The 19,436-nt window shown below is 65.6% G+C and carries 17 protein-coding genes, 1 pseudogene and 1 riboswitch; of the genes and pseudogenes, 10 read left to right on the plus strand and 8 right to left on the minus strand.

The window, feature by feature from the left end; all coding sequences use genetic code 11:
- Nucleotides 1-17: 17 nt before the first annotated feature.
- Nucleotides 18-932, minus strand: a complete 915-nt coding sequence (locus ACFVSJ_RS02905) for an EamA family transporter (RefSeq protein ID WP_387434217.1) — start codon at nt 930-932, stop codon at nt 18-20.
- 72 nt (nt 933-1,004) lie between these two features.
- Here ACFVSJ_RS02905 and ACFVSJ_RS02910 point away from each other — a divergent pair, with 72 nt between their 5' ends.
- A complete protein-coding gene (locus tag ACFVSJ_RS02910; RefSeq protein ID WP_387434220.1) occupies nt 1,005-1,964 on the plus strand; it encodes a LysR family transcriptional regulator in 960 nt (319 codons plus the stop codon).
- On the opposite strand, the gene ACFVSJ_RS02915 is transcribed toward ACFVSJ_RS02910, so the two are convergent.
- The 3 genes from ACFVSJ_RS02915 to ACFVSJ_RS02925 form a co-directional block, all read right to left on the minus strand.
- Complete coding sequence (locus ACFVSJ_RS02915) at nt 1,945-2,469, minus strand: SixA phosphatase family protein (RefSeq protein WP_387434223.1); 525 nt, start codon at nt 2,467-2,469, stop codon at nt 1,945-1,947. The genes ACFVSJ_RS02910 and ACFVSJ_RS02915 overlap by 20 nt on opposite strands.
- Nucleotides 2,470-2,549: 80 nt before the next feature.
- On the minus strand, nt 2,550-3,416 hold the full coding sequence (locus ACFVSJ_RS02920; protein WP_387434226.1) for a winged helix-turn-helix domain-containing protein: 867 nt from the start codon (nt 3,414-3,416) through the stop codon (nt 2,550-2,552).
- 563 nt (nt 3,417-3,979) lie between these two features.
- Complete coding sequence (locus ACFVSJ_RS02925; RefSeq protein WP_387434228.1) at nt 3,980-4,927, minus strand: hypothetical protein; 948 nt, start codon at nt 4,925-4,927, stop codon at nt 3,980-3,982.
- 331 nt (nt 4,928-5,258) lie between these two features.
- On the opposite strand from ACFVSJ_RS02925, the gene ACFVSJ_RS02930 reads away from it, so the two are divergent.
- The 7 genes from ACFVSJ_RS02930 (at nt 5,259) to ACFVSJ_RS02960 (ending at nt 15,083) form a co-directional block, all read left to right on the plus strand.
- Nucleotides 5,259-5,999: a response regulator transcription factor gene (locus ACFVSJ_RS02930; protein WP_387434230.1), complete on the plus strand. Its 741-nt coding sequence runs from the start codon at nt 5,259-5,261 to the stop codon at nt 5,997-5,999.
- A 3-nt stretch (nt 6,000-6,002) separates the two neighbouring features.
- Nucleotides 6,003-7,493 (plus strand): sensor histidine kinase, encoded by a 1,491-nt coding sequence (locus ACFVSJ_RS02935; protein ID WP_387434232.1) that lies wholly within the window; start codon nt 6,003-6,005, stop codon nt 7,491-7,493.
- 108 nt (nt 7,494-7,601) lie between these two features.
- Nucleotides 7,602-7,783, plus strand: a riboswitch (cyclic di-AMP (ydaO/yuaA leader).
- 3 nt (nt 7,784-7,786) lie between these two features.
- Nucleotides 7,787-8,626, plus strand: a complete 840-nt coding sequence (locus ACFVSJ_RS02940) for a hypothetical protein (protein WP_387434234.1) — start codon at nt 7,787-7,789, stop codon at nt 8,624-8,626.
- Nucleotides 8,627-8,791: 165 nt separating this feature from the next.
- Nucleotides 8,792-10,132: a glycosyltransferase gene (locus ACFVSJ_RS02945; RefSeq protein WP_387434237.1), complete on the plus strand. Its 1,341-nt coding sequence runs from the start codon at nt 8,792-8,794 to the stop codon at nt 10,130-10,132.
- Nucleotides 10,129-12,114, plus strand: a complete 1,986-nt coding sequence (locus ACFVSJ_RS02950) for a glycosyltransferase family 39 protein (protein WP_387434239.1) — start codon at nt 10,129-10,131, stop codon at nt 12,112-12,114. Before ACFVSJ_RS02945 ends, ACFVSJ_RS02950 begins: the two co-directional genes overlap by 4 nt.
- On the plus strand, nt 12,111-14,135 hold the full coding sequence (locus ACFVSJ_RS02955; protein ID WP_387434779.1) for an ArnT family glycosyltransferase: 2,025 nt from the start codon (nt 12,111-12,113) through the stop codon (nt 14,133-14,135). The genes ACFVSJ_RS02950 and ACFVSJ_RS02955 overlap by 4 nt, the downstream gene beginning before the upstream one ends.
- 204 nt (nt 14,136-14,339) lie before the next feature.
- Nucleotides 14,340-15,083 (plus strand): MerR family transcriptional regulator, encoded by a 744-nt coding sequence (locus tag ACFVSJ_RS02960; RefSeq protein WP_387434242.1) that lies wholly within the window; start codon nt 14,340-14,342, stop codon nt 15,081-15,083.
- Between the two features lie 133 nt (nt 15,084-15,216).
- On the opposite strand, the pseudogene ACFVSJ_RS02965 reads toward ACFVSJ_RS02960, so the two are convergent.
- From ACFVSJ_RS02965 to upp, 4 genes and pseudogenes are all read right to left on the minus strand, one after another.
- Nucleotides 15,217-16,608, minus strand: a pseudogene (locus ACFVSJ_RS02965) (pyridoxal phosphate-dependent decarboxylase family protein).
- A gap of 49 nt (nt 16,609-16,657) precedes the next feature.
- Nucleotides 16,658-17,350 carry an HAD-IA family hydrolase gene (locus ACFVSJ_RS02970; RefSeq protein WP_387434245.1) on the minus strand — a complete coding sequence of 231 codons (693 nt, stop codon included), beginning with the start codon at nt 17,348-17,350 and terminating at the stop codon, nt 16,658-16,660.
- 54 nt (nt 17,351-17,404) lie between these two features.
- Nucleotides 17,405-17,782 carry a VOC family protein gene (locus ACFVSJ_RS02975; RefSeq protein WP_387434247.1) on the minus strand — a complete coding sequence of 126 codons (378 nt, stop codon included), beginning with the start codon at nt 17,780-17,782 and terminating at the stop codon, nt 17,405-17,407.
- Nucleotides 17,783-17,830: 48 nt separating this feature from the next.
- Complete coding sequence (gene upp / locus ACFVSJ_RS02980; RefSeq protein ID WP_387434250.1) at nt 17,831-18,466, minus strand: uracil phosphoribosyltransferase; 636 nt, start codon at nt 18,464-18,466, stop codon at nt 17,831-17,833.
- A 22-nt stretch (nt 18,467-18,488) separates the two neighbouring features.
- On the opposite strand from upp, the gene tadA reads away from it, so the two are divergent.
- Both tadA and ACFVSJ_RS02990 read left to right on the plus strand, forming a co-directional pair.
- Complete coding sequence (gene tadA / locus ACFVSJ_RS02985) at nt 18,489-19,025, plus strand: tRNA adenosine(34) deaminase TadA (protein WP_387434252.1); 537 nt, start codon at nt 18,489-18,491, stop codon at nt 19,023-19,025.
- A 30-nt stretch (nt 19,026-19,055) separates the two neighbouring features.
- A complete protein-coding gene (locus ACFVSJ_RS02990; RefSeq protein WP_387434254.1) occupies nt 19,056-19,436 on the plus strand; it encodes a VOC family protein in 381 nt (126 codons plus the stop codon).

Here is a 19,436-nt window from a genome sequence, read left to right on the forward strand (position 1 = left end):
GAGGCCCGCTCTGCGCCCTAACCCGGAATCTTGAGGCGTTCAGCGGGCCCCACAACGTGGGGTTTGCGGGGCACGCCCAGCACCGCCGTTGCCACGCCGAGGAGCAGGACCAGGCCGCCAAGGATCTCGGCGGTGGTCGGGACCTCGTTGAGGACCAGCCACGCGGCGGTCATCCCCACCACGGGAACCAGGAGGGTGAACGGCACGACGTCGGAACCCGGGTAGAGCGTCAAGAGCCGGTTCCAGATCCCGTATCCAACAAGCGAGGCGAAAACGGCCGTGTACACCGCGCTCAAGACGGTCGCGGGCTGAAGGTCAACCAACGTCCCAAACACCGCTTCCGGGCCATCCACCGCCAGGGACAGGGCCGCCAATGGCAAAGGCACCACAGCGCCGGACCACACCACCAGGCCCAATCCGGACTTCGCTTTCGAGTGCCGGGCCACCACGTTCCCAACCGCCCAGGACAAAGCTGCCGCCAGCACGATCATGAGCGGCAGCACGGGAGCCACGGCACTGCGACCCAGCGCCACCACCCCCAGCCCGGCAACGCCGAGGATGACGCCCACCATCTGCCGGCGCGTCGGCCGCTCCCCGAGGAAACGCGAGGCGAGCAGGATGGTGAACAGTACCTGCGCCTGCAGGACCAGGGAGGCCAGCCCCGCCGGCATGCCCAACGCCATGCCCAGGTACAGCAGCCCGAATTGGCCAGCACTCATGAAGAGCCCGACGCCGACTATCGCCTTCCAGCCCACGTCCGGTTTGCGGATGAAGAAGATGCAGGGGAAGACAACCAGCAGGAAACGCAGGGCCACGAAGAGCAGCGGCGGGACGTCGTGACCCGCAGGGTGCAGGCCAAGGTCGATGGCCACGAAGTTGATGCCCCAAAGTACGGCAACGAGGACGGCAAGCAGGGAATGACGAAGGTTCACTGGTCCACTCTGACCCGAATCACAATGAAGCACCAGCGTTGAATTCAGCACGAAACAACGTAGATTTGCTTCATGATTGATATTTCCACCCTCCGGGCCTTGGTCGCGGTGGAGCAGCACGGATCCGTGGTTGCCGCGTCCGAGGTCATGGGCTACAGCCCGTCGGCCGTTTCGCAGCAGATCAAGAAGCTCGAGAAGCAGGCCGGAGTCGCCGTACTGGAACGCAATGGGCGCGGCGTACTGCTCACCGAGCGGGGCCTTGCCCTCGCCGGTTATGGACGGCGCATCCTGGGCGAACTCGAGGAACTGCAGGCAACCCTGCTCGCTGACCCGGAGAAGCCGTCCGGCCTCCTCCGGCTCGTTGCTTTCTCCACAGCCTGCCGCGGCCTGGTGGGACCCATGCTGGGCAGGATTGCGGCTGCCGGTTCCGGGTTGGAGGTCAGCGTGCTCGCCGAGGACCCGCGCGAGGCCGTCCAACGCGTCGCGTCCGGGGAAGCCGAGCTCGGGGTGGTCCACAACTGGAATTCCGTGCCGCTGGTGATTCCGGAGAACATGGCCCACGAGGACCTGTGCCTCGACCAGGCCGACGTCCTGCTCAACGCCAGCCATCCACTGGCGGCGAGGACCGCCGTCGAACGTGAAGACCTGCTGGACGAAACCTGGGTGAGCACCCCTGCGGGTGCCATCTGCAACGAAGCCCTCCTGCACATCTTTGCCGGCTTGGGCCGCGTGCCGGATATCCGCGTCTACGATCCCGACTTTTCGACGCACATCGCCATGGTGGAGCAGTCGGTGGCTGTCGCGCTGGTCCCCCGGCTCGGCAGGCCTCCACTTCCAGCCACAGTTATTGCCGTTCCTGTGGTGAACCCCGTCCAGCAGCGCACGGTCGGGATCGTGTACCGCAAGACCATGACGGCGAGCCCCAACATCCGCCATGCCGTGCGCCTGCTCCGTGAGGTGGCCGCGCAGCAGGAACTGCCGCTGCAGGCATCGCCACACCCGGGCGCGGAAGTCAGTGCCGGGGCACCTTGAAATGCGTCAGCCTGGCATCCTGCCCGTCCAGTTCCGCCCACGGTTTCGCTGTCTCCATGACCGTCAACGCACTCGTTGGGTAACGCGTGGCAGCATCCATGTAGGCGTCATGGTCCGAGTCGCGGGACGCCAAATGCATGGCCAGATCCTGGACCCCGGGCATGTGCGAGATGATCATCAACGTTGTGACCGTGTCCGGAACGTGGTTGATCACGGACAACATGCCGGTGGCAGAGGCCGCATACAGGCCATCCTCGAGCTTGGGAGTAGGAGCCTTCTCCCCCAGCTCGTCACAGACCCACGTACACGTTTGCCGGGTCCTGAGGGCCGAGGAACACAGAATGAAGTCCGGCACGATCTTGTGCTTCAGCAGCCACCTGCCGGCCAAGGGGGCCTCGCGGTGGCCCCGCTCCTCCAGGGGCCGTTCATGGTCCGGCACACCAACGGGCCAGTCGGCCTTGGCGTGCCGCATGATCACAAGCCGCTTGATGTGGTGGTCGCTCATGCAACAACCCTATAGCCGCGGACATGGGCAGACACGAAACGCCCGCCTCCTGACCGGAGACGGGCGCTTTCAGCGTGCTGCTAGATGGAGTATTCCGGAGCAGCCCAGACAATGACTTCGGGGTGCTCGTAGAAGCGGTAGCCCTGGCCGCGGACGGTGCGCACCGTGTTGGCGAGGCGGCCCAGCTTGGAGCGGAGGCGACGGATGTGGACGTCGATGGTGCGCTCGTTGGGCACTTCCTCGGCGTTGCGCCACAGGCCTTCCAGGAGCTCGTCACGGCCCACAGTGCGGGTTCCGTTCTCCACGAGGTAGTTGAGGAGTTCGAATTCCTTGAACGTCAGGTTCAGCGATTCGCCGTCGAGGTGGACTTCGCGGCGGGCGAGGTCGATCAGCACGCCGGACGGGCGGGCTTCCTGCTGCGGCGCCGGGCGGGCGGCCTCGGTGCGCTGCCGTGCGGCCACCGTTGGGTCGCCGAAGGTGGAGCGTACGACGTCGAGTGCGGACCCGGGTGCGTTGGCCGGTGCAACCGCGACGGCGGCATAGCTTTCGGCACCGGTGACGAGGGACTGGGCGTAGGCGCGGATTTCCTGGGCCAGCTTGGCAATGGACGTCCCCGCTGCCGCAGCGGTTTCCTCGTCAATTCCCATGTAGAGCACGAATCCGCGGGCCACGGTGTCGTTGGCTACGGGGCGGAGGCGCTCGGTCTGGGCAATCACGGGAGTTGGCGCGGTAATGGGCGCAGGTTCGTTGGTGGGTACTGCGCGCAACTGGCCGTAGGAGTTGGGGTTGTAACCCTGGGGAACGTAACCGGGAGCCTGCTGGGCCCCACCCTGGGAACCGGGAGCGTACCCCGGGCGGTTCCCGAAACCAGGACGAAGGCCGGCATTGGAAGCGGCCTTATTGGCGTTACGGACAGAGATGTGGACGTATCCGGATGCAACTGACATGGAGTGCTTACCTCAAAAGTGAATAGCCGTCATCGCGGCTTCGAATGCTGGTTGTCCCCGCAATGAGTCTGGGGAGGGGCGCCCAACGCTGGGCAAGGGGGCGAATGCCTGAAACTTCTTTGGGGTGGAAAGTTAGGCTTGCATTCGACAACAGCGGGTCTCGTCGCCAGCGGGTGCGCTGGACCAGATTGCTGCGGCTGCAGGTGCTGTTGAGTTCTTGTTCACATTGGAAGTGTGCAACGTAACAAAGGCAACACGCAAGTAACAATGTGCCAGAACGTCCACATCCTGAGACAAGGGGCACTATTGTGCCCCAAATCACAATTCAGCGGGTCCCTAAAATGAACGCCATTCCGTTCGTCTGATGCCCGAAATATTGAACTGGAAATGAACTTTCTTCGACGGATAGTGCATTATGGCCCTCACAATTTTCGAACCCGACTCGGCCGCGGAATCTCACGATCTGAAACAGTTGCTGCCGGGTCGCAACTCGACTCGATCTCGATTTTTGGGACCCTAATCTGCTACAAGCGGTAGAAACGGGCACTGAGGCGGCCGGCAGGTCACGAAGTGGCGCCCGATCCCGGCGTCGAACCCTGCCCCGAGGACGTCGTCGCGGTAGTGAGCCGGACGGACGTAGCCGCGTAAGTGTCGCCATTCTTTGTTGCGGTCACCCTGACCGTGGCGCCCGATTTGATGTCGGCGATCGTCAAGCTGCTGCCGGTGCTGCCGCGCTGCCGAGTCCCCTGGGCCACGGCCGTGTCCTGGTTGAGAACGTAGGTCCTGGTGAATCCATCGCTGCTCTTGACCGTCAAGGAGTTCGACGAAACCTCACTGACCGTTCCGAGCTGATCGGCCATGGTCACGTACTCGTTGTCGCGGAGGATCACATACTCGGAGTGGATGGCCGCGTTCAAGCCACCGGCGATGCCCAGGCCGTCCGGCGACATGCCACCCATTTGGCCAGGCATGCCCATGCCGTTCTGGCCAGTCCCACCCTGCCCGGGAACACCTTGCTGGCCGCCCAGTCCGCCGGATTGGCCCAGCGGAACGTTGGCCGCATCAGCCGAGCCGGCGTTGCCCAAGGAGTAGAAACCAGCGGCCGTTCCCGCCGCCACGACCACCGCAACGCCGGCCACGATCAAGGTCCGCTTGAGTGTCCAGGGGCCCTTCAGGCCTCCCTTGCCCTTTCCGGACTGTGAAGTACCCCAGCCGTTGGTGTTCGACGCCGGAGCACCCCACCCGGCCGACGGCTGCGTTGCGGCTGGCGGGGCTCCTTGGGCCTGTGTGCCGCCGAAGCTCCCGCTGCGTCCATCCTGCTGGCCCGCCTCGCCCCAGGCCCACGAGGAGCCCGGGTTCGGGTTGCTACCCTGCGCGGGCCCGGGCTGTGCGGACTCTTGCCCCGGCCCGGGCTGTGCAGCTTCCTGTCGCGGCCCGGCGCTTCCCTGTGGCGTGCCCTGCGGTGGAAGGGACTTGGACTTGGGGTCTTCGGGGAGCTGCTGCTCATTCATGGTCTTCTCCAGGTGGGTTGTTGGTCCTCTTACGCCCCAGAGTCTGCTGCCCGGCTGTGCGGAAGCTGTGTTGAAGAGTAGTCCCTGCTGTGACCGTCACGACGTGACTCCCACAGGCCCCCAGTGCGCGCCAAAGCCCGTACCGCCAGCACCCACTTTGCCGATCTAAAGGCCAAGAAGTAATCAAAAAAGGTTGTAGTAGGGCTCAAATCAAGTCAATGAGGGTGGTGAAGGCCCGCCGACCGGACTCCCACCTCGCTAGTGTTGATTTCACAGGGTCCTCACAGGACCAGCTAAGCGCCGGCAAACCAGCAGATTGGAGAGTTGTCCCATGGCATCCCCGCACTCCATGCAAAACAACCTTCCCCAGCTCTCCCACCCGGATGGCTCCCCTATCCGTGCCCTGGTGGTCGATGACGAGCCAAGCCTGGCCGAGCTCATGAGCATGGGCCTGCGGATGGCCGGCTGGTCCGTCAGCGTTGCCGCCGATGGCCCCGAGGCCGTGAAGCTCGCCAAGGACTTCCGGCCCGACGTCCTGGTGCTGGACGTGATGCTTCCCGGCTTCGATGGTGTTGAGGTCCTCAACCGGATCCGTGCCTTCGCTCCGGAGGTCCCCGCCCTCTTCCTCACGGCCAAGGACGCAGTTCAGGACCGCATTGTGGGGCTGGCGGCAGGCGGTGACGACTACGTGACCAAGCCGTTCAGCATGGAGGAAGTCCTGCTCCGCCTTCATCGACTGGTGCAGCGCTCGGGCGTTGCCGCCATGGACACCGCCGAACTGGTGGTTGGCGACCTGACCTTGAACGTGGACACCCGCGAAGTAACCCGGGCCGGTGAGGACATCGCCCTGACGGCAACCCAGTTCGAGCTCCTTCGCTACCTCATGGAGAACCCCAAGCGCGTGGTCAGCAAGGCCCAGATCCTGGACCGCGTGTGGGATTACGACTTCGGCGGGCAAGCGAACATCGTGGAACTCTACATCTCCTACCTGCGCAAGAAGATCGAGGCCAACCACCCGCCCATGATCCACACTGTGCGTGGCGCCGGCTACGTCATCAAGCCCGCGGACTAAGCCTTGACCACACTCTCAGGGGTCGCCAGGAACACGCAGCGCAGCTGGTTGGACCCATCCACCTGGCACTTGCGGACGCGGTTGGTCCTCGTTGCCATGGCGCTGCTCGTCGCTATCTGCGGGGCGGTGGGCGTAGTCAGTTATGCCTCCATGGACATGGTGTTCAACCGGCAATTGGACAGGCAGTTGGAGCAGGCCTCCAGCCGGGCCAACACCTTTGGCCGACCGCCTTCGAGTTTCCCCACTGGGAGGCCGGACCCGCTCGAAGCCAGGGGCCAGGCCGCCGGCACCTTGAATGCGCGCATCAGCGGCTCCTCTGTCAGCAGCGCCGGACTCATCGACGCCGCCGGAAACCGCGCCACGCTTTCCGCCGAAGACAACCAGGTCCTGCTGGATCTTCCTTTGGACAACCGGCCCGTGGACCGGTCGCTCTCCATCGGCGATTACCGCTTGGTGGCTGTGAAGACCGCCTACGGCGATGTCATCGTCACTGGCTTGCCCCTGGCCGACAAGCAAGCCACCGAAGCTTCCCTTGTGTGGACCATGGTGTTCGTCTCGCTGGGCGGCTTGGTGCTGATCGGGCTGGCCGGAACCGTCATCATCCGCCGGACCATGCGCCCGCTTGAACAATTGTCGGAGGTCGCAACCAAGGTCTCCCGCTTGCCCCTCGACGCCGGCGAGGTCGCGCTCGCGGTGCGCGTACCGCCGTCGGCCTCCCATCCGGGAACCGAAGTGGGCAGCGTGGGCTACGCCCTCAACCAGATGCTCAACAATGTGGCCAGCGCGCTCGAGGCCCGGCAGGAAAGCGAAACCAAGGTCCGGCAATTCGTTGCTGACGCCTCGCATGAACTGCGCACTCCCCTCACCGCCATCCGGGGTTACACTGAGATGCTGCGGATGACCGAGAACTTCACCGAAGACGGCCGCAAGTCCCTGGCCCGGGTCCAGAGCCAGTCGGAACGGATGAGCACCCTGGTGGAGGACCTGCTGCTCCTGGCGCGGTTGGACGAAGGCCAGCCCCTAAAGGTCACGGAGGTGGACCTGACGCAGTTGGTCATTGAAACCGTTACCGACGAGAAAGTCATGGCGCCGGACCATGTGTGGCAACTCAAACTCCCGGATGAGCCGATCACGGTGCGCGGAGACGCCACGCAACTTCACCAGGTGCTGGCCAACCTGCTCTCCAACGCGCGGAAGCATACCGATCCCGGCACCACCGTTGTCACCGGCGTGATGCTGAGCGCGGACGGGAGCGCAGTGGTCACCGTTACGGACAATGGACCCGGCATTCCCGCGGATTTCCAGGGCCGGATCTTCTCCCGTTTTGCCCGCGCTGACGCGGCGCGGTCGGGTTCGGAAGGGACTTCCGGCCTGGGCCTGTCGATCGTGGAATCGATCGTTGGCGCACACGGTGGGAGCGTCGAAGTGACGTCCAAACCGGGACGCACAGAATTCGCCTTGCGACTCCCTTCCGTGACCAACGAACGCGTATAACGAAACCGGCAAGGCGACGCACCGGCGTCGTGATCTCTGTTACCTAAATGTGACTTAAGCAAGATCCTCCTGTACCGTCGAAAGGGTGGGTCGCCCCAAGAGGCCCACACCCGGGATGCGCCGAGCTCTGCCACTTCCCGGAGTTCCGTTCTCATCGAGGCAGAGACGGGGGACCCAGAGTCTCCGGGCCAGGCATTGCCGGCCCTTGGGGTGAAGCCGCAGCTACACGCGCGGCCGGATGACCTCATCCGAACCCGACAGCTAACTCCGCAGGCGCTGAGAGGTAATCACACATGTCTGAATTCAAGGATCAGGCGCGCCCTTCCGCGCGTCACCGCGACGATCACGATGCTCCGCTGACCAAGTCGCAGGCCGTTCTGAAGAACGCCGCACGCCAGGGCAAGGCCGGCCACCGCATGTCGGTCGTAGCCGGTGTAGTCGCCGCCGCACTCGGTGTCGCATCGCTGGGCCAAGCCGCCAACGCCGCGTTCAACCTCCCGGAACTGAGCCAGACCGCACAGACCCAGGCAGCAGCACAGGTTGACCCGCAGACCCGGGAAAACGCAGTTGCCGAGGCCGCAGCGCAGGCCGACGCCGCCAAGAAGGCCGCTGCCGACAAGGCTGCCGCTGCCCAAGCCGCAGCTGAGAAGGCTGCCGCTGACAAGGCAGCTGCGGACAAGGCTGCAGCCGAGAAGGCCGCCGCCGACCAGGCAGCCGCAGCACAGGCTGCCGCAGAGAAGGCCGCTGCCGACGCCGCCGCCAAGGCTGCAGCCGACAAGGCAGCCGCAGCAGCAGCTGCCGCCGCCGCTGCCCCCAAGGCCGTTGACGATCCTGCCGCCGCAAAGGCCTACGCAGCCAGCATCCTGGCCAGCTACGGTTGGGGCCCGGGCGAGATGACCGCCCTGAACACCCTGTGGGAAAAGGAATCCAACTGGCGCACGACTGCCACGAACGCCTCCAGCGGTGCGTACGGCATTGTCCAGTCGCTGCCAGCTTCCAAGATGGCATCCGCCGGCGCTGACTGGCAGACCAACTACCAGACCCAGATCAAATGGGGCCTGAACTACATCAAGGAACGCTACGGCTCCCCCTCGGCAGCCCTCGCCTTCCACTTGGCCAACAACTGGTACTAAGCCAAGAGACTTTCCCGATAGCCGCTCCCGTTCCGGCCGTCCGCATCACCCCCAACTGATGCGGCCGGCGGGAACCCGGGGGCGGTTTTCGCGTTCCCCCAGTTACACAGTCGCGTCACAGCTTCTGCCTAAAGCCCTCACAATCGGCGGCTCCACTCTGGATGCATGACGCTCATAGATCCCGCCACCAGCGCGTTGCCGAACCCCGCCCATGCGGGGCCTTCCGCCGCTCCTGCCTTGCCCCACCGGCAGTCCCGGCGTTCTCCTGTGGACACCCATTCCACAGTTCCCGTCCTGGACGTCACAGTTCCCGTCCACAACGAAGAAACTGACCTCGAGGAATGCCTGCGCCGCCTGCACGGGCACCTCGTGGATACTTTTCCGCACACGTTCCGCATCACGGTGGCGGACAATGCCAGCACGGACAACACCCTGAAGATCGCCGAGCGACTGGCCCGCGAACTCCCCGAGATTGCCGTCATGCGATTCGAGGAAAAGGGCCGGGGCAACGCCCTTCGGCAAGTCTGGCTCGCGTCGCCTTCTCCCGTGCTGGCCTACATGGACGTGGATCTCTCCACGGACCTCGCTGCCCTGGCACCATTGCTGGCGCCGCTGATCTCCGGCCACTCGGACCTCGCCATCGGCACACGGCTCTCCCGCAACTCCCGGGTGGTCCGCGGCCCAAAGCGCGAATTCGTCTCCCGCAGCTACAACGTCCTCCTGCACACGCTCATGGGCGCACGGTTCTCAGACGCCCAGTGCGGATTCAAGGCCATCCGCGCGGACGTTGCCCACCAGATCCTCCCCCACACCCTGGACAACGCATGGTTCTTCGACACGGAACTGCTGGTCCTTGCCGAGCGCTGCGGCCTCCGCGTCCATGAAGTCCCCGTGGACTGGACCGACGATCCCAACTCGAGCGTCGACGTCGTACGAACCGCTTTGGCGGACCTCCGCGGAATGGCGCGCCTGACGCGCGACCTGGTCACCGGGCGCATCCCTATTCCCGAACTTCGTGCCGCCCTGGCCCGCGGACCACTCCCGGCCTCCTCCCGGACTTCCGAGTCGACGCCGCGCACCAGCCTGTTCGGGCAACTGGTCCGCTTCGGATTCATCGGTGCGGTGTCCACGGTGGCGTACCTTGTGATCTTCTTGTTCTGCAGGGGCTTCATGGACCCGCAGCTCGCCAACTTCCTGGCCCTCATCATCACCGCCGTCGCCAACACTGCGGCTAACCGCCGCTTCACATTCGGCATCCACGGCGGCAGCCACGCGCGGCACCATTTCGAAGGGCTGATTGTGTTCGGCATCGGCTTGGCGCTCACCTCCGGTGCGCTTGCCCTGGTGCATGGAAGCACGACGCCGGACCGCTGGGTTGAGGTGGCAACCGTGGTTGGGGCGAACCTCGCCGCCACTGTGGCCCGGTTCCTGTTGTTCCGGCTGTGGGTCTTCCGCCGCCCAACCGAGACGCGCCCGTCAGAGACCACGGAGGTGGCAGCGAAATGATCACCGCACTCCAACCGGACACTTCCGCCACAGCAGAACCCGTGGCCACCAAGCAAAACCGGTCCCGGATGCAGCGCCTCGCGTTCGGCCGGCAGGCCCGTTGGGTCCGCCCCTCCGCGGCCGGGCTCCTTGTGGCGACGGCATTCCTGTACCTCTGGAACCTCGCTGCGACGGGCTACGGCAATACGTTCTACGCCGCCGCCATCCAGGCCGGCACCAAGGACTGGACCGCACTGTTCTTTGGCTCCCTGGACGCCGGCAACGCCATCACCGTGGACAAGCCACCGGCGTCCCTCTGGATTCCGGCCCTCGCAGGCAGGATCTTCGGATTCTCCCCTACCAGCATGCTGGTTCCGGAGGCACTCATGGGCGTGGCCGCCGTCGGGCTCTTGTACCTGACGGTCAAGCGAGTGGCCGGACCGGCAGCAGGACTCATCGCCGGGGGCGCCTTGGCGCTGACCCCGGTAGCTGCCCTGATGTTCCGGTTCAACAACCCGGATGCCATGCTCACCCTGTGCCTGGTGCTGGCCGCCTACCTGACCACGCGGGCCATCGAGAAAGCCGGCTGGAAGTGGCTGGCCGCGGCGGGTGCCTTGGTGGGACTGGCGTTCCTGGGCAAGATGCTCCAAGGCTTCCTGATCGTTCCCGGCCTGGCGCTCGCGTACCTGTGGGCAGCCCCCACGACCCTCCGGAACAGGATCCTGCACCTCCTCGCGGCCGCCGCGGGAATCGTCGCCGTTGCCGGGACGTACATTGCGATCTTCCAGCTGACCCCCGCCTCCGCCCGCCCCTACATGGCAGGTTCCACCGGCAACAGCTTCCTTGAACTCACGTTCGGCTACAACGGCCTGGGCCGCATCACGGGCTCAGGCGAAGGTGGAGCCGGTGGAGCTATGCCTGGCGGGGGCTTCCCCGGCGGCGGAGGCGCGGGCGGCAACGCCGGCTTCGGTGGGACCGCAGGCCTGGGCCGGATGTTCGGCACCAGCTTCGGCGGTGAAGTCTCCTGGCTGCTGCCAGCCGCGCTGATCCTCCTGGTGGCCGGCCTGTGGTTCACGCGCAGGGAACTCCGGACGTCGCGGAGCCGGGCGGCACTCCTGATGTGGGGCGGGTGGCTGATAGTGACCGCGGGGATTTTCAGCTTCATGAGCGGCATTGTGCATCCGTACTACGCCGTTGCCCTGGCACCGGCCATCACTGCACTGATCGGCATTGGCTGCGTTGAACTGTGGCGTGGCCGCGAATCCTGGGCTGCCCGGACGGTCCTGGCAGCAGTGGTGCTGGGGAGCGCCCTCTGGTCCGCCGTGCTGCTGGGCCGGGACGCCACGTGGCTGCCCTGGCTCCGGATCGTCGTCGTGGTCCTTGGTGTCCTCGCAGCGGCCGCGCTGCTCCTCAGGCTCGATCGGCTGGGCGCCTCCGCGCTCAAGGGCCCTGTCCGACGCCTGCCGGCTGCCGCCGTCGTAGTAGTGTCCTTGCTCGCGGGCGGCCTCGGGACCGGTGCCTGGACCGTAGCCACGGCGGCCACTCCGCACTCGGGCTCCATTCCGACGTCGGGCCCCGCCGGCTCGGCGAGCGGCGGCTTCGGTGCCCGCACGGGAACAGACGGACGGAACCGTGACTTCGGCGAGGCCCAAAGCGGCCCCGGCGGCAGCAGCACCGCGAACGCCGAACTCACGGCACTCCTCAAATCCACCACCACCCAGTGGTCCGCGATCGTCTCGGGGGCCACACAAGCCGCAGACCTGGAACTCGCCACGAACACCAGCGTCATCGCGTTGGGCGGCTGGAACGGCGGCGACCCCTACCCCACCCTGGCCCAGTTCCAGGACATGGTGGACAAGGGCCAGATCAGCTACTTCATCTCCGGCGGCGGCATGGGCGGCGGAGGCGGACGAGGCGGCAACTCCGAGGTCGCGGCCTGGGTGGCAGCCAACTACGAAGCCCAAACCGTGGGCAGTTCCACGGTCTACAAGCTGGTGAACTGACTGTGACCACCTTCTTCAAGCCACGTACGGACGTGGCCCAGCCGGATCCCTCCGCGAGCGCAGTCCCCACCCACCGTGCGAAGGCGTCCCGACGGACGCGAGGACCCCGAAGCCGAGGCCCCGTCCGGCACCACCTTGAACTCGGAGCCGTCCTCCTGGGAACCGCCGTCCTGTACATCTGGGGACTCGGCGCCTCGGGCTGGGCCAACGCGTTCTACTCAGCCGCAGCCCAAGCCGGTTCACAGGACTGGACTGCTTGGTTCTTCGGTTCCTCCGACGCCGCCAACTCCATCACCGTGGACAAACCGCCCGCGGCCCTCTGGATCACGGGCCTGTCCGTTCGCTTGTTTGGCCTGAGTTCTTGGAGCATCCTGGTTCCCCAGGCCCTCATGGGCGTGGCCACGGCGTGGATCCTGTACCTTGCCATCCGACGTGCTGCACTCCCGGCAACGGGCAGCGCACGCTTGGCGCACAGGGCAGGCCTGCTGGCTGCGGCCGTCATGGCGCTCACCCCGGTGGCCACGCTCATGTTCCGGTTCAACAACCCGGACGCCTTGCTGGTGCTGCTCATGACCGCCGCGGGTTACGCCGTGGTCAGGTCCATCCAGGAGCAAAAGCTGCGGTGGCTCGTCTTCGCTGGTGTCTTCCTCGGCTTCGGATTCCTGGCCAAGCAGCTCCAGGTCCTCTTGGTGGTACCGGGCTTCGCACTGGCATACCTTGTCTCGGCCCACCCCAAGCCCGGCCGACGCGTACTCCATCTCCTCGCCGCGGGAGGCGCCATGGTGGCGTCCGCCGGGTGGTGGATTGCCGCCGTCGAGCTTGTCCCCGCCAACCTGCGGCCCTACATCGGAGGCTCGCAGAATAACTCGATCCTGGAACTGACCTTCGGCTACAACGGCCTGGGCCGCCTGAACGGCGACGAGACCGGCAGCGTGGGCGGCGGTGGCAACGGTTGGGGTACGCCGGGGCTGCTGCGCATGTTCGGCACGGAGTTCGGCAGCCAGATCGCGTGGTTGATCCCGTCGGCCCTCATCCTCGGTGGTGCGTTGCTGTGGCTTGGCCGACGCGCGCCACGAACCGATTCCGTCCGGGCTTCAGTGATGGTTTGGGGATCGTGGCTGTTGGTGACCGGGCTGGTGTTCAGCTACATGCAGGGCATCATCCATCCCTATTATTCGGTGGCGTTGGCTCCCGGGATTGCAGGGTTGGTGGGCTTGGGCGGCGTGCTGTTGTGGCAACGTCGTGCCCAGATGCCAGTAGCGCTTTTGCTCGGTGCGGCCGTCTTCGTTGCCGGAGCCACGGCGTTCAGCCTCCTTGGCCGCACTCCGACGTTCCTGCCGTGGCTGCGCTGGGTTGTCCTGGTGGGGGCTGTCCTGCTGGCTGCCGCCGTAGCGCTCAGCGGCCGCTGGACTCCGGCCTGGTTGACGCGCACGACGGCGGGACTCGCCGTCGCGGTGTCGCTGGCGGGACCGCTGGCCTACTCGGTGGCCACCGCCGCCCAACCCCACACGGGCGCGATCGTGAGTGCTGGTCCGGCTGCGACCGCGGGATTCGGGCCGGGCTTTGGCAGGAACGCGGTGCCTCAGGGTCTGCGCAGGCCGACGGCGCAGCAGGGTGCCGGCGGCCAGGGCTTTGCCGGTGGCGGCGCACAGGGCGGTGGCATGGGTGGGCTGCTGGGTGCCACCACGCCATCGTCCGAGTTGGTGAGCGCCCTGAGAGCCGACGCCAGCGACTACACCTGGGCCGCCGCCGTCGTGGGTTCCAACAACGCAGCGGGCTACCAACTGGCCACCGGTCTTCCGGTCATGCCGGTGGGCGGTTTCAACGGGACTGATCCCTCACCAACCCTGGCGCAGTTCCAGCAACTCGTGGCCGACGGCAAGATCCACTACTTCATCGGTGGCCGCCTGATGCAGGGCAACGGCGGCTCGGACGCCTCAAGTGAGATCGCAGCGTGGGTTGCCGCGAATTACCAAGCACAGACGATTGGTGGAACTACGGTGTACGAGTTGCCGGGTTAGGGGCTTGCACCTGCCATCGCACCCGTTGTCGCCTTGCGCACCTGCCATCGCCAGCGCACCCATTGCCGCCTTGCGCGCCCGTGGTCCGGGGTGCATCTAGCGGCAAAGGGTGCGGCCATCGGGAACAAGTTGCGCGCCAGGCGGGAAGGGGTGCGTACACACGGGCTTGCACCTGACGCAACGTCAGGATTTACCGTGGTTTCCATGACGGGAACAGAGGGCGACGGGCCCTGGAGCATTGGTGAACTGGCTGCGGCCTGCGGTGTCAGCGTCCGCACGCTCCACCATTACGACCGGATCGGGCTGTTGGCCGCGAGTGAACGGACACCGGCAGGACACCGGCGCTATGGCGGAGACGACGTTCGGCGGCTGTACCGGATCAAGGCGTTGCAGATGTTGGGCCTCCCGTTGGCTTCCATTGCGGATGCTTTGGACAGCCCCGGGGCCTCCCTCCACGGGCTCCTGTCCCGGCAGCTTGAGCACGTGCAGCAGCACGCCCGGCAAGTCAGGTTGCTTGAGGATCGTTTGGGCGACTTGCTGGCGCGGATGGAGGGACCCGTCGTGCCCACCACAGAACAACTCATGACGACATTGGAGATGATCACCGTGTTGCAGAACCACTTCACAGCTGAACAGCGCGAGCAATTGGCCCAGAACCGCGAAGACCTTGGAGCCGAAAGGATTGAGGCCGCCAAACAACAGTGGGCCGGGCTGGTCGAGAAAGGGTTGGCCTTCGTGTCCGCTGATACGCCGGTTTCAGATCCCGAGGTTCGGCAATGGGTGCAGGACTGGGACAGCATCGGATCGATGTTTCATTCGGGCGAAGACACCAAGGCGGCGGCGAGGGCTGTATGGAAGGAAAACAGCCATGCAATCAGCGCGGACTTGCCTTGGAACGCGGAGCAAATGGCAGGCCTCGTGGGTTATCTGCAGAAAGCCCGTGGCTGACCTTAGCCGTCGCACCCGTTGTCGCCGCGCGCACCCGTAGTCTGGGGTGCATCAGGCGGGAAAGGGTGCGGCACTTAGGAGTAACGGTGCGTCAGGCGGGAACGGGTGCGTAGCCTCGCGGTCGAGCCAGAGACTAGCCCTCCGGCTCGTGCTCCAGTGCCCGGCGGACGGCTTCCACGGACGTCGCGACATCGTCCGAATCCGTGGACCAGTTACTAACGGAGATACGGAGGATGTCCCTCCCCCGCCAGGAGGATCCGGACATCCACACAGCCCCCTCGGCCATCAGACGCTGGGTGACGCGGCGCGTTCGGTCGTCGCTTCCGAAGCTCACGGACACCTGGGTGAAGACCACATCGTTCAGGACCTCGACGCCGGGAATCGCCGCGAGCCCCTCGGACAACGCCCGTGCATTCGCGGCCAGTTGCTCCACCATGGCAATGACCCCGGCGCGGCCGAGTTGCCGCAAAGCAGCCCACACGGGGATGCCGCGTGCCCGGCGGGACATCTCCGGCACCTTCTCCAGAGGGTCGCCCAGGCTCTTGTCCGTGGCGATCAGGTAGCTCGTATGGACACTGAACGCCCGCCGCAAGGACTCGGGACGGGAAACAATGGCAAGGCCGCAGTCGTAGGGGACGTTGAGCGTCTTGTGGGCATCGGTGGCCCAGGAATCCGCCAACTCCACTCCGGCAAGCCGCTCGCGCAGCACCGGGCTTATGGCGGCCCACAGGCCAAAAGCACCGTCAACGTGTACCCAGGCACCGCGGTCGTGGGCCACGTTGATGGCCTCGGTCATGGGATCAAAAGCGCCCGAATGCAGGTTCCCTGCCTGCAGGCTCACCAAGGACGGACCCGGTTGCTGGTCCATGGCGTCGGCCAAGGCATCCGGCAGGATCCGGCCTTGTTCATCCGCGTCCACCGGCACGCACGAGCCCAAGCCGAGGTACCGGAGGGCAAGGTCCACGGCCGCATGCCGTTCCCGCCCGGCGAAGGTGGTGATCCGGGGAGCGCCGGAGAGTCCCAGTCCTTCCAAATCCCAGCCGGCCTCGTCCATCAGGTACTGACGTCCTGCCGCGAGTCCCACGAAATTCGCCGTGGTGGCTCCGGTGGTGAAGCCAACATCGGCGGTATCAGGAAGATGGAGCAGGTCCAACAACCAGGCCGCCGCTGATTCCTAGATCGCGGCTGCGGCTGGAGTGGCAAAGCGCAGTCCGGTGTTCTGGTCCCATGCGGAGACCAACCAGTCGGCGGCCATGGCGGCGGGAAGCGTGCCGCCCATGACCCAGCCGAAGAAGCGTCCGGACTGGATGGCCATCAGCCCGGGCTCAGCCAACGCTGCCAGTTCGTCCACCACAGCCGATGCTTCGGTGGCTTCGTCAGGGAGGCGCGGCAGGAGGCTCGAGGCGACCTGGTCGGCGTCGTACTGGGGACGGACTGGACGTGTTGGCACCGAGGCGAGCCAATCGGTAGCGTGCACCATGGCACGCTCCAAGGCCGCACCGTATGCCTCCGGCAACGCAGACATGCGCACAGCCTACTCCCGCTTCAGCGGTCGGAACAGCGCGCTGACCTGGCTACAGCGTGAGCGTGATGAGGTGGTCGCCGTCGTCGTCCTTAATTGCCTTGACGGTCACCGCCGAATAGTGCGGAATCCGCCACATTCCCGGCTCCAGTTCCCCGCCGGCGTCGCCGACCACCACGGTGCGCATACCTGCGGCGCGGGCTGCCGCGATGCCTGCTGGGGCGTCTTCGAAAACCACGACGTCGGCCGGTTCCGCGCCCAGCAACTCCGCAGCTTTGAGGTATCCCTCCGGATGCGGCTTGCCGCGCGTGACAGCTTCGGCGGTAACCGCCGTCGTGGGCATGGTCAGCCCGGCAGCCTGCATGCGGATATCCGCCAGGATGCGGTCGGCTGAGGTGACCAGCGCGATGGCGTCGTCCGGGAGGGCTTCCAGGAGGGTTTCGGCGCCGGGAAGGGCGATAATGCCGTCCGTGCGGTTGCGTTCCATCTCACCCAACTCCGCGGTGAGGGCGACGACGTCGGATCCGTCCGGAGCGTAGCGGCGCACCGTGTCACCAGCCTGGACGCCATGGGAAGTCCGCAGGATCTCCTGGTAGTCCAGCCCGTAGCGCTCCGCGAATTCAAGCCAGACTTGCTCCACGATCGCGGTTGAATCCACCAGTGTGCCGTCCATGTCGAAGAGAACGGCACGGACCGTGAGGGTCCGCGGCTGGGTTGGCAAAGACTGTGCGGCAGGAAGGCTCATGCTTCCATCCTGCCGCACAGTGCGCTCTACGTGACCTGTTCGTTGGGACAGTGACTAGCCATTCGGACGGTGCGGGATGTACTGCACCGCCCACTTATTGCCGTCGGGGTCCGCGAAGTACACAAAGTGGCCCCAGTCCTGGACATCGATATCGCTGACGTCCACGCCGTTGGCCTTGAGCTGTTCGTGGGCTTTGTTGATGTCGCTGACCACAATCTGGAGCGACGGCGCACTGCCCGCGGGCGCGTCGGACAAGCCCTCCCCGATCGCGATGGAACATGCCGAGCCGGGTGGAGTGAGTTGGACAAAGCGGATGTCGTCGGTTGGACGCTCATCGAAGTCGGCGTTGAAACCGACCTTGTTGACGTAGAAATCCTTCGCGCGATCCACGTCGGACACAGGGACAAACACCAGTTCAAGTTTCCAGTCCATGCGCCACAGGCTAACGGGGCCCGGTGGAAAGCGGTAGGGGTGGCGCAGCTAGCCCGCGATACCGTACAGGCGGTCGCCGGCGTCGCCCAGGCCAGGAACGATGTACGACTTCTCGTTGAGCTTCTCGTCAATGGAAGCCAGGACGATCTTCACGTTCTTGTCCGCGAGTTCCTCTTCCAGCTTGGACAGGCCCTCGGGAGCGGCCAGCAGGCAGATGCACGTGACGTCCGAGGCGCCGCGCTTGAAAAGGAACTTGATGGCTTCGCGCAGCGTGCCACCGGTAGCGAGCATCGGGTCCAGGACGAACACCTGGCGGCCGGTGAGGTCCTCGGGGAGGCGCTCGGCGTAGGTGATGATGTCCAGGGTTTCCTCGTCACGGGCCATGCCCAGGAAGCCAACCTCGGCCGTGGGAACCAACTTGGTCATGCCCTCAAGCATGCCCAGGCCGGCACGGAGGATGGGGACCACCAAAGGAGTGGGCTTGGTGAAGGCCGTGCCGATGGTCCTGGTAACCGGGGTCTCAATTTCCACCGGCTGGGTCTTGACCTCGCGGGTGGCCTCGTAGGCCAGCAGCGTGACGAGTTCTTCGGTAAGTTGCCGGAAGACCGGTGAAGGGGTGTTCTTGTCCCGCAGTACGGTGAGCTTGTGAGCGACCAGCGGGTGGTCCACGACGAGTGTGCGCATCCCCCAAAACTATCATTGAGACATGAGCCCTACCGAGCCGTATCACGCAGAACACAGTGCTTGGATGGGCCTTGCCCTGGATGAGGCCCGGCTGGCGTTGGAAACGGACGACGTGCCCATCGGGGCCGTGGTTTTAGGGCCCGACGGCGGCGTGCTGGGTTCGGGTCGCAACGAACGGGAAGCGCACGGAGACCCCACGGCGCACGCCGAAATCGTCGCGATCCGCCAGGCTGCCGCTGCGCTGCAACGGCATGCGCTCGAACTGGGCGAAGGCGGTGACGGGTGGCGTTTGGAAGACTGCACCCTTGTTGTCACGCTGGAACCGTGCGCCATGTGTGCCGGGGCGATCGTCCTGGCCCGGATCCCGCGCGTCGTGTTTGGGGCGTGGGACGAGAAAGCCGGGGCTGTTGGTTCCGTCTTCGACATCCTCCGCGAGCGCCGCCTCAACCATTGGGTGGAGGTCTACACGGGCGTGCGCGAGGACGAATGCGCCGGGTTGCTGAAGGACTTCTTCAAAGCCCATCGCGTACCCGCGGGGGAGCACCGCTCCCCCGCCTGAGTTGTTTGCCGCATCCTTTGGGAGCAAGCCATGGCCGTCAGTTTCAACCACACCATCGTCTACGCCACGGACAAGCACCGGTCCGCGGCGTTCCTGGCCCACATCTTCGGGCTTCCCTCGCCGCAGCCCATGTGGTCCTTCGTCACGGTTGCTTTGGAAAACGGCGTGACGCTGGACTTCCTTGGCGCCGAGGGAAAGGTGGTGCCGCAGCACTACGCGTTCCTGGTCAGCGAGAAGGAGTTCGACCAGATTTTCCTGCGGATCACGGCTGAACACGTCGACTATTGGGCCGACCCCTCCAGGACACGCGCGCACCAGATCAACCACAACGACGGCGGCCGGGGGATCTACTTCCAGGATCCCGACGGGCACCTCCTCGAGGCCATCACCCGGCCGTACGGCTCCGGGTAG

Origin of the sequence: Paenarthrobacter sp. NPDC058040 (assembly GCF_042885775.1) — a bacterium.
GTDB lineage: Bacteria > Actinomycetota > Actinomycetes > Actinomycetales > Micrococcaceae > Arthrobacter.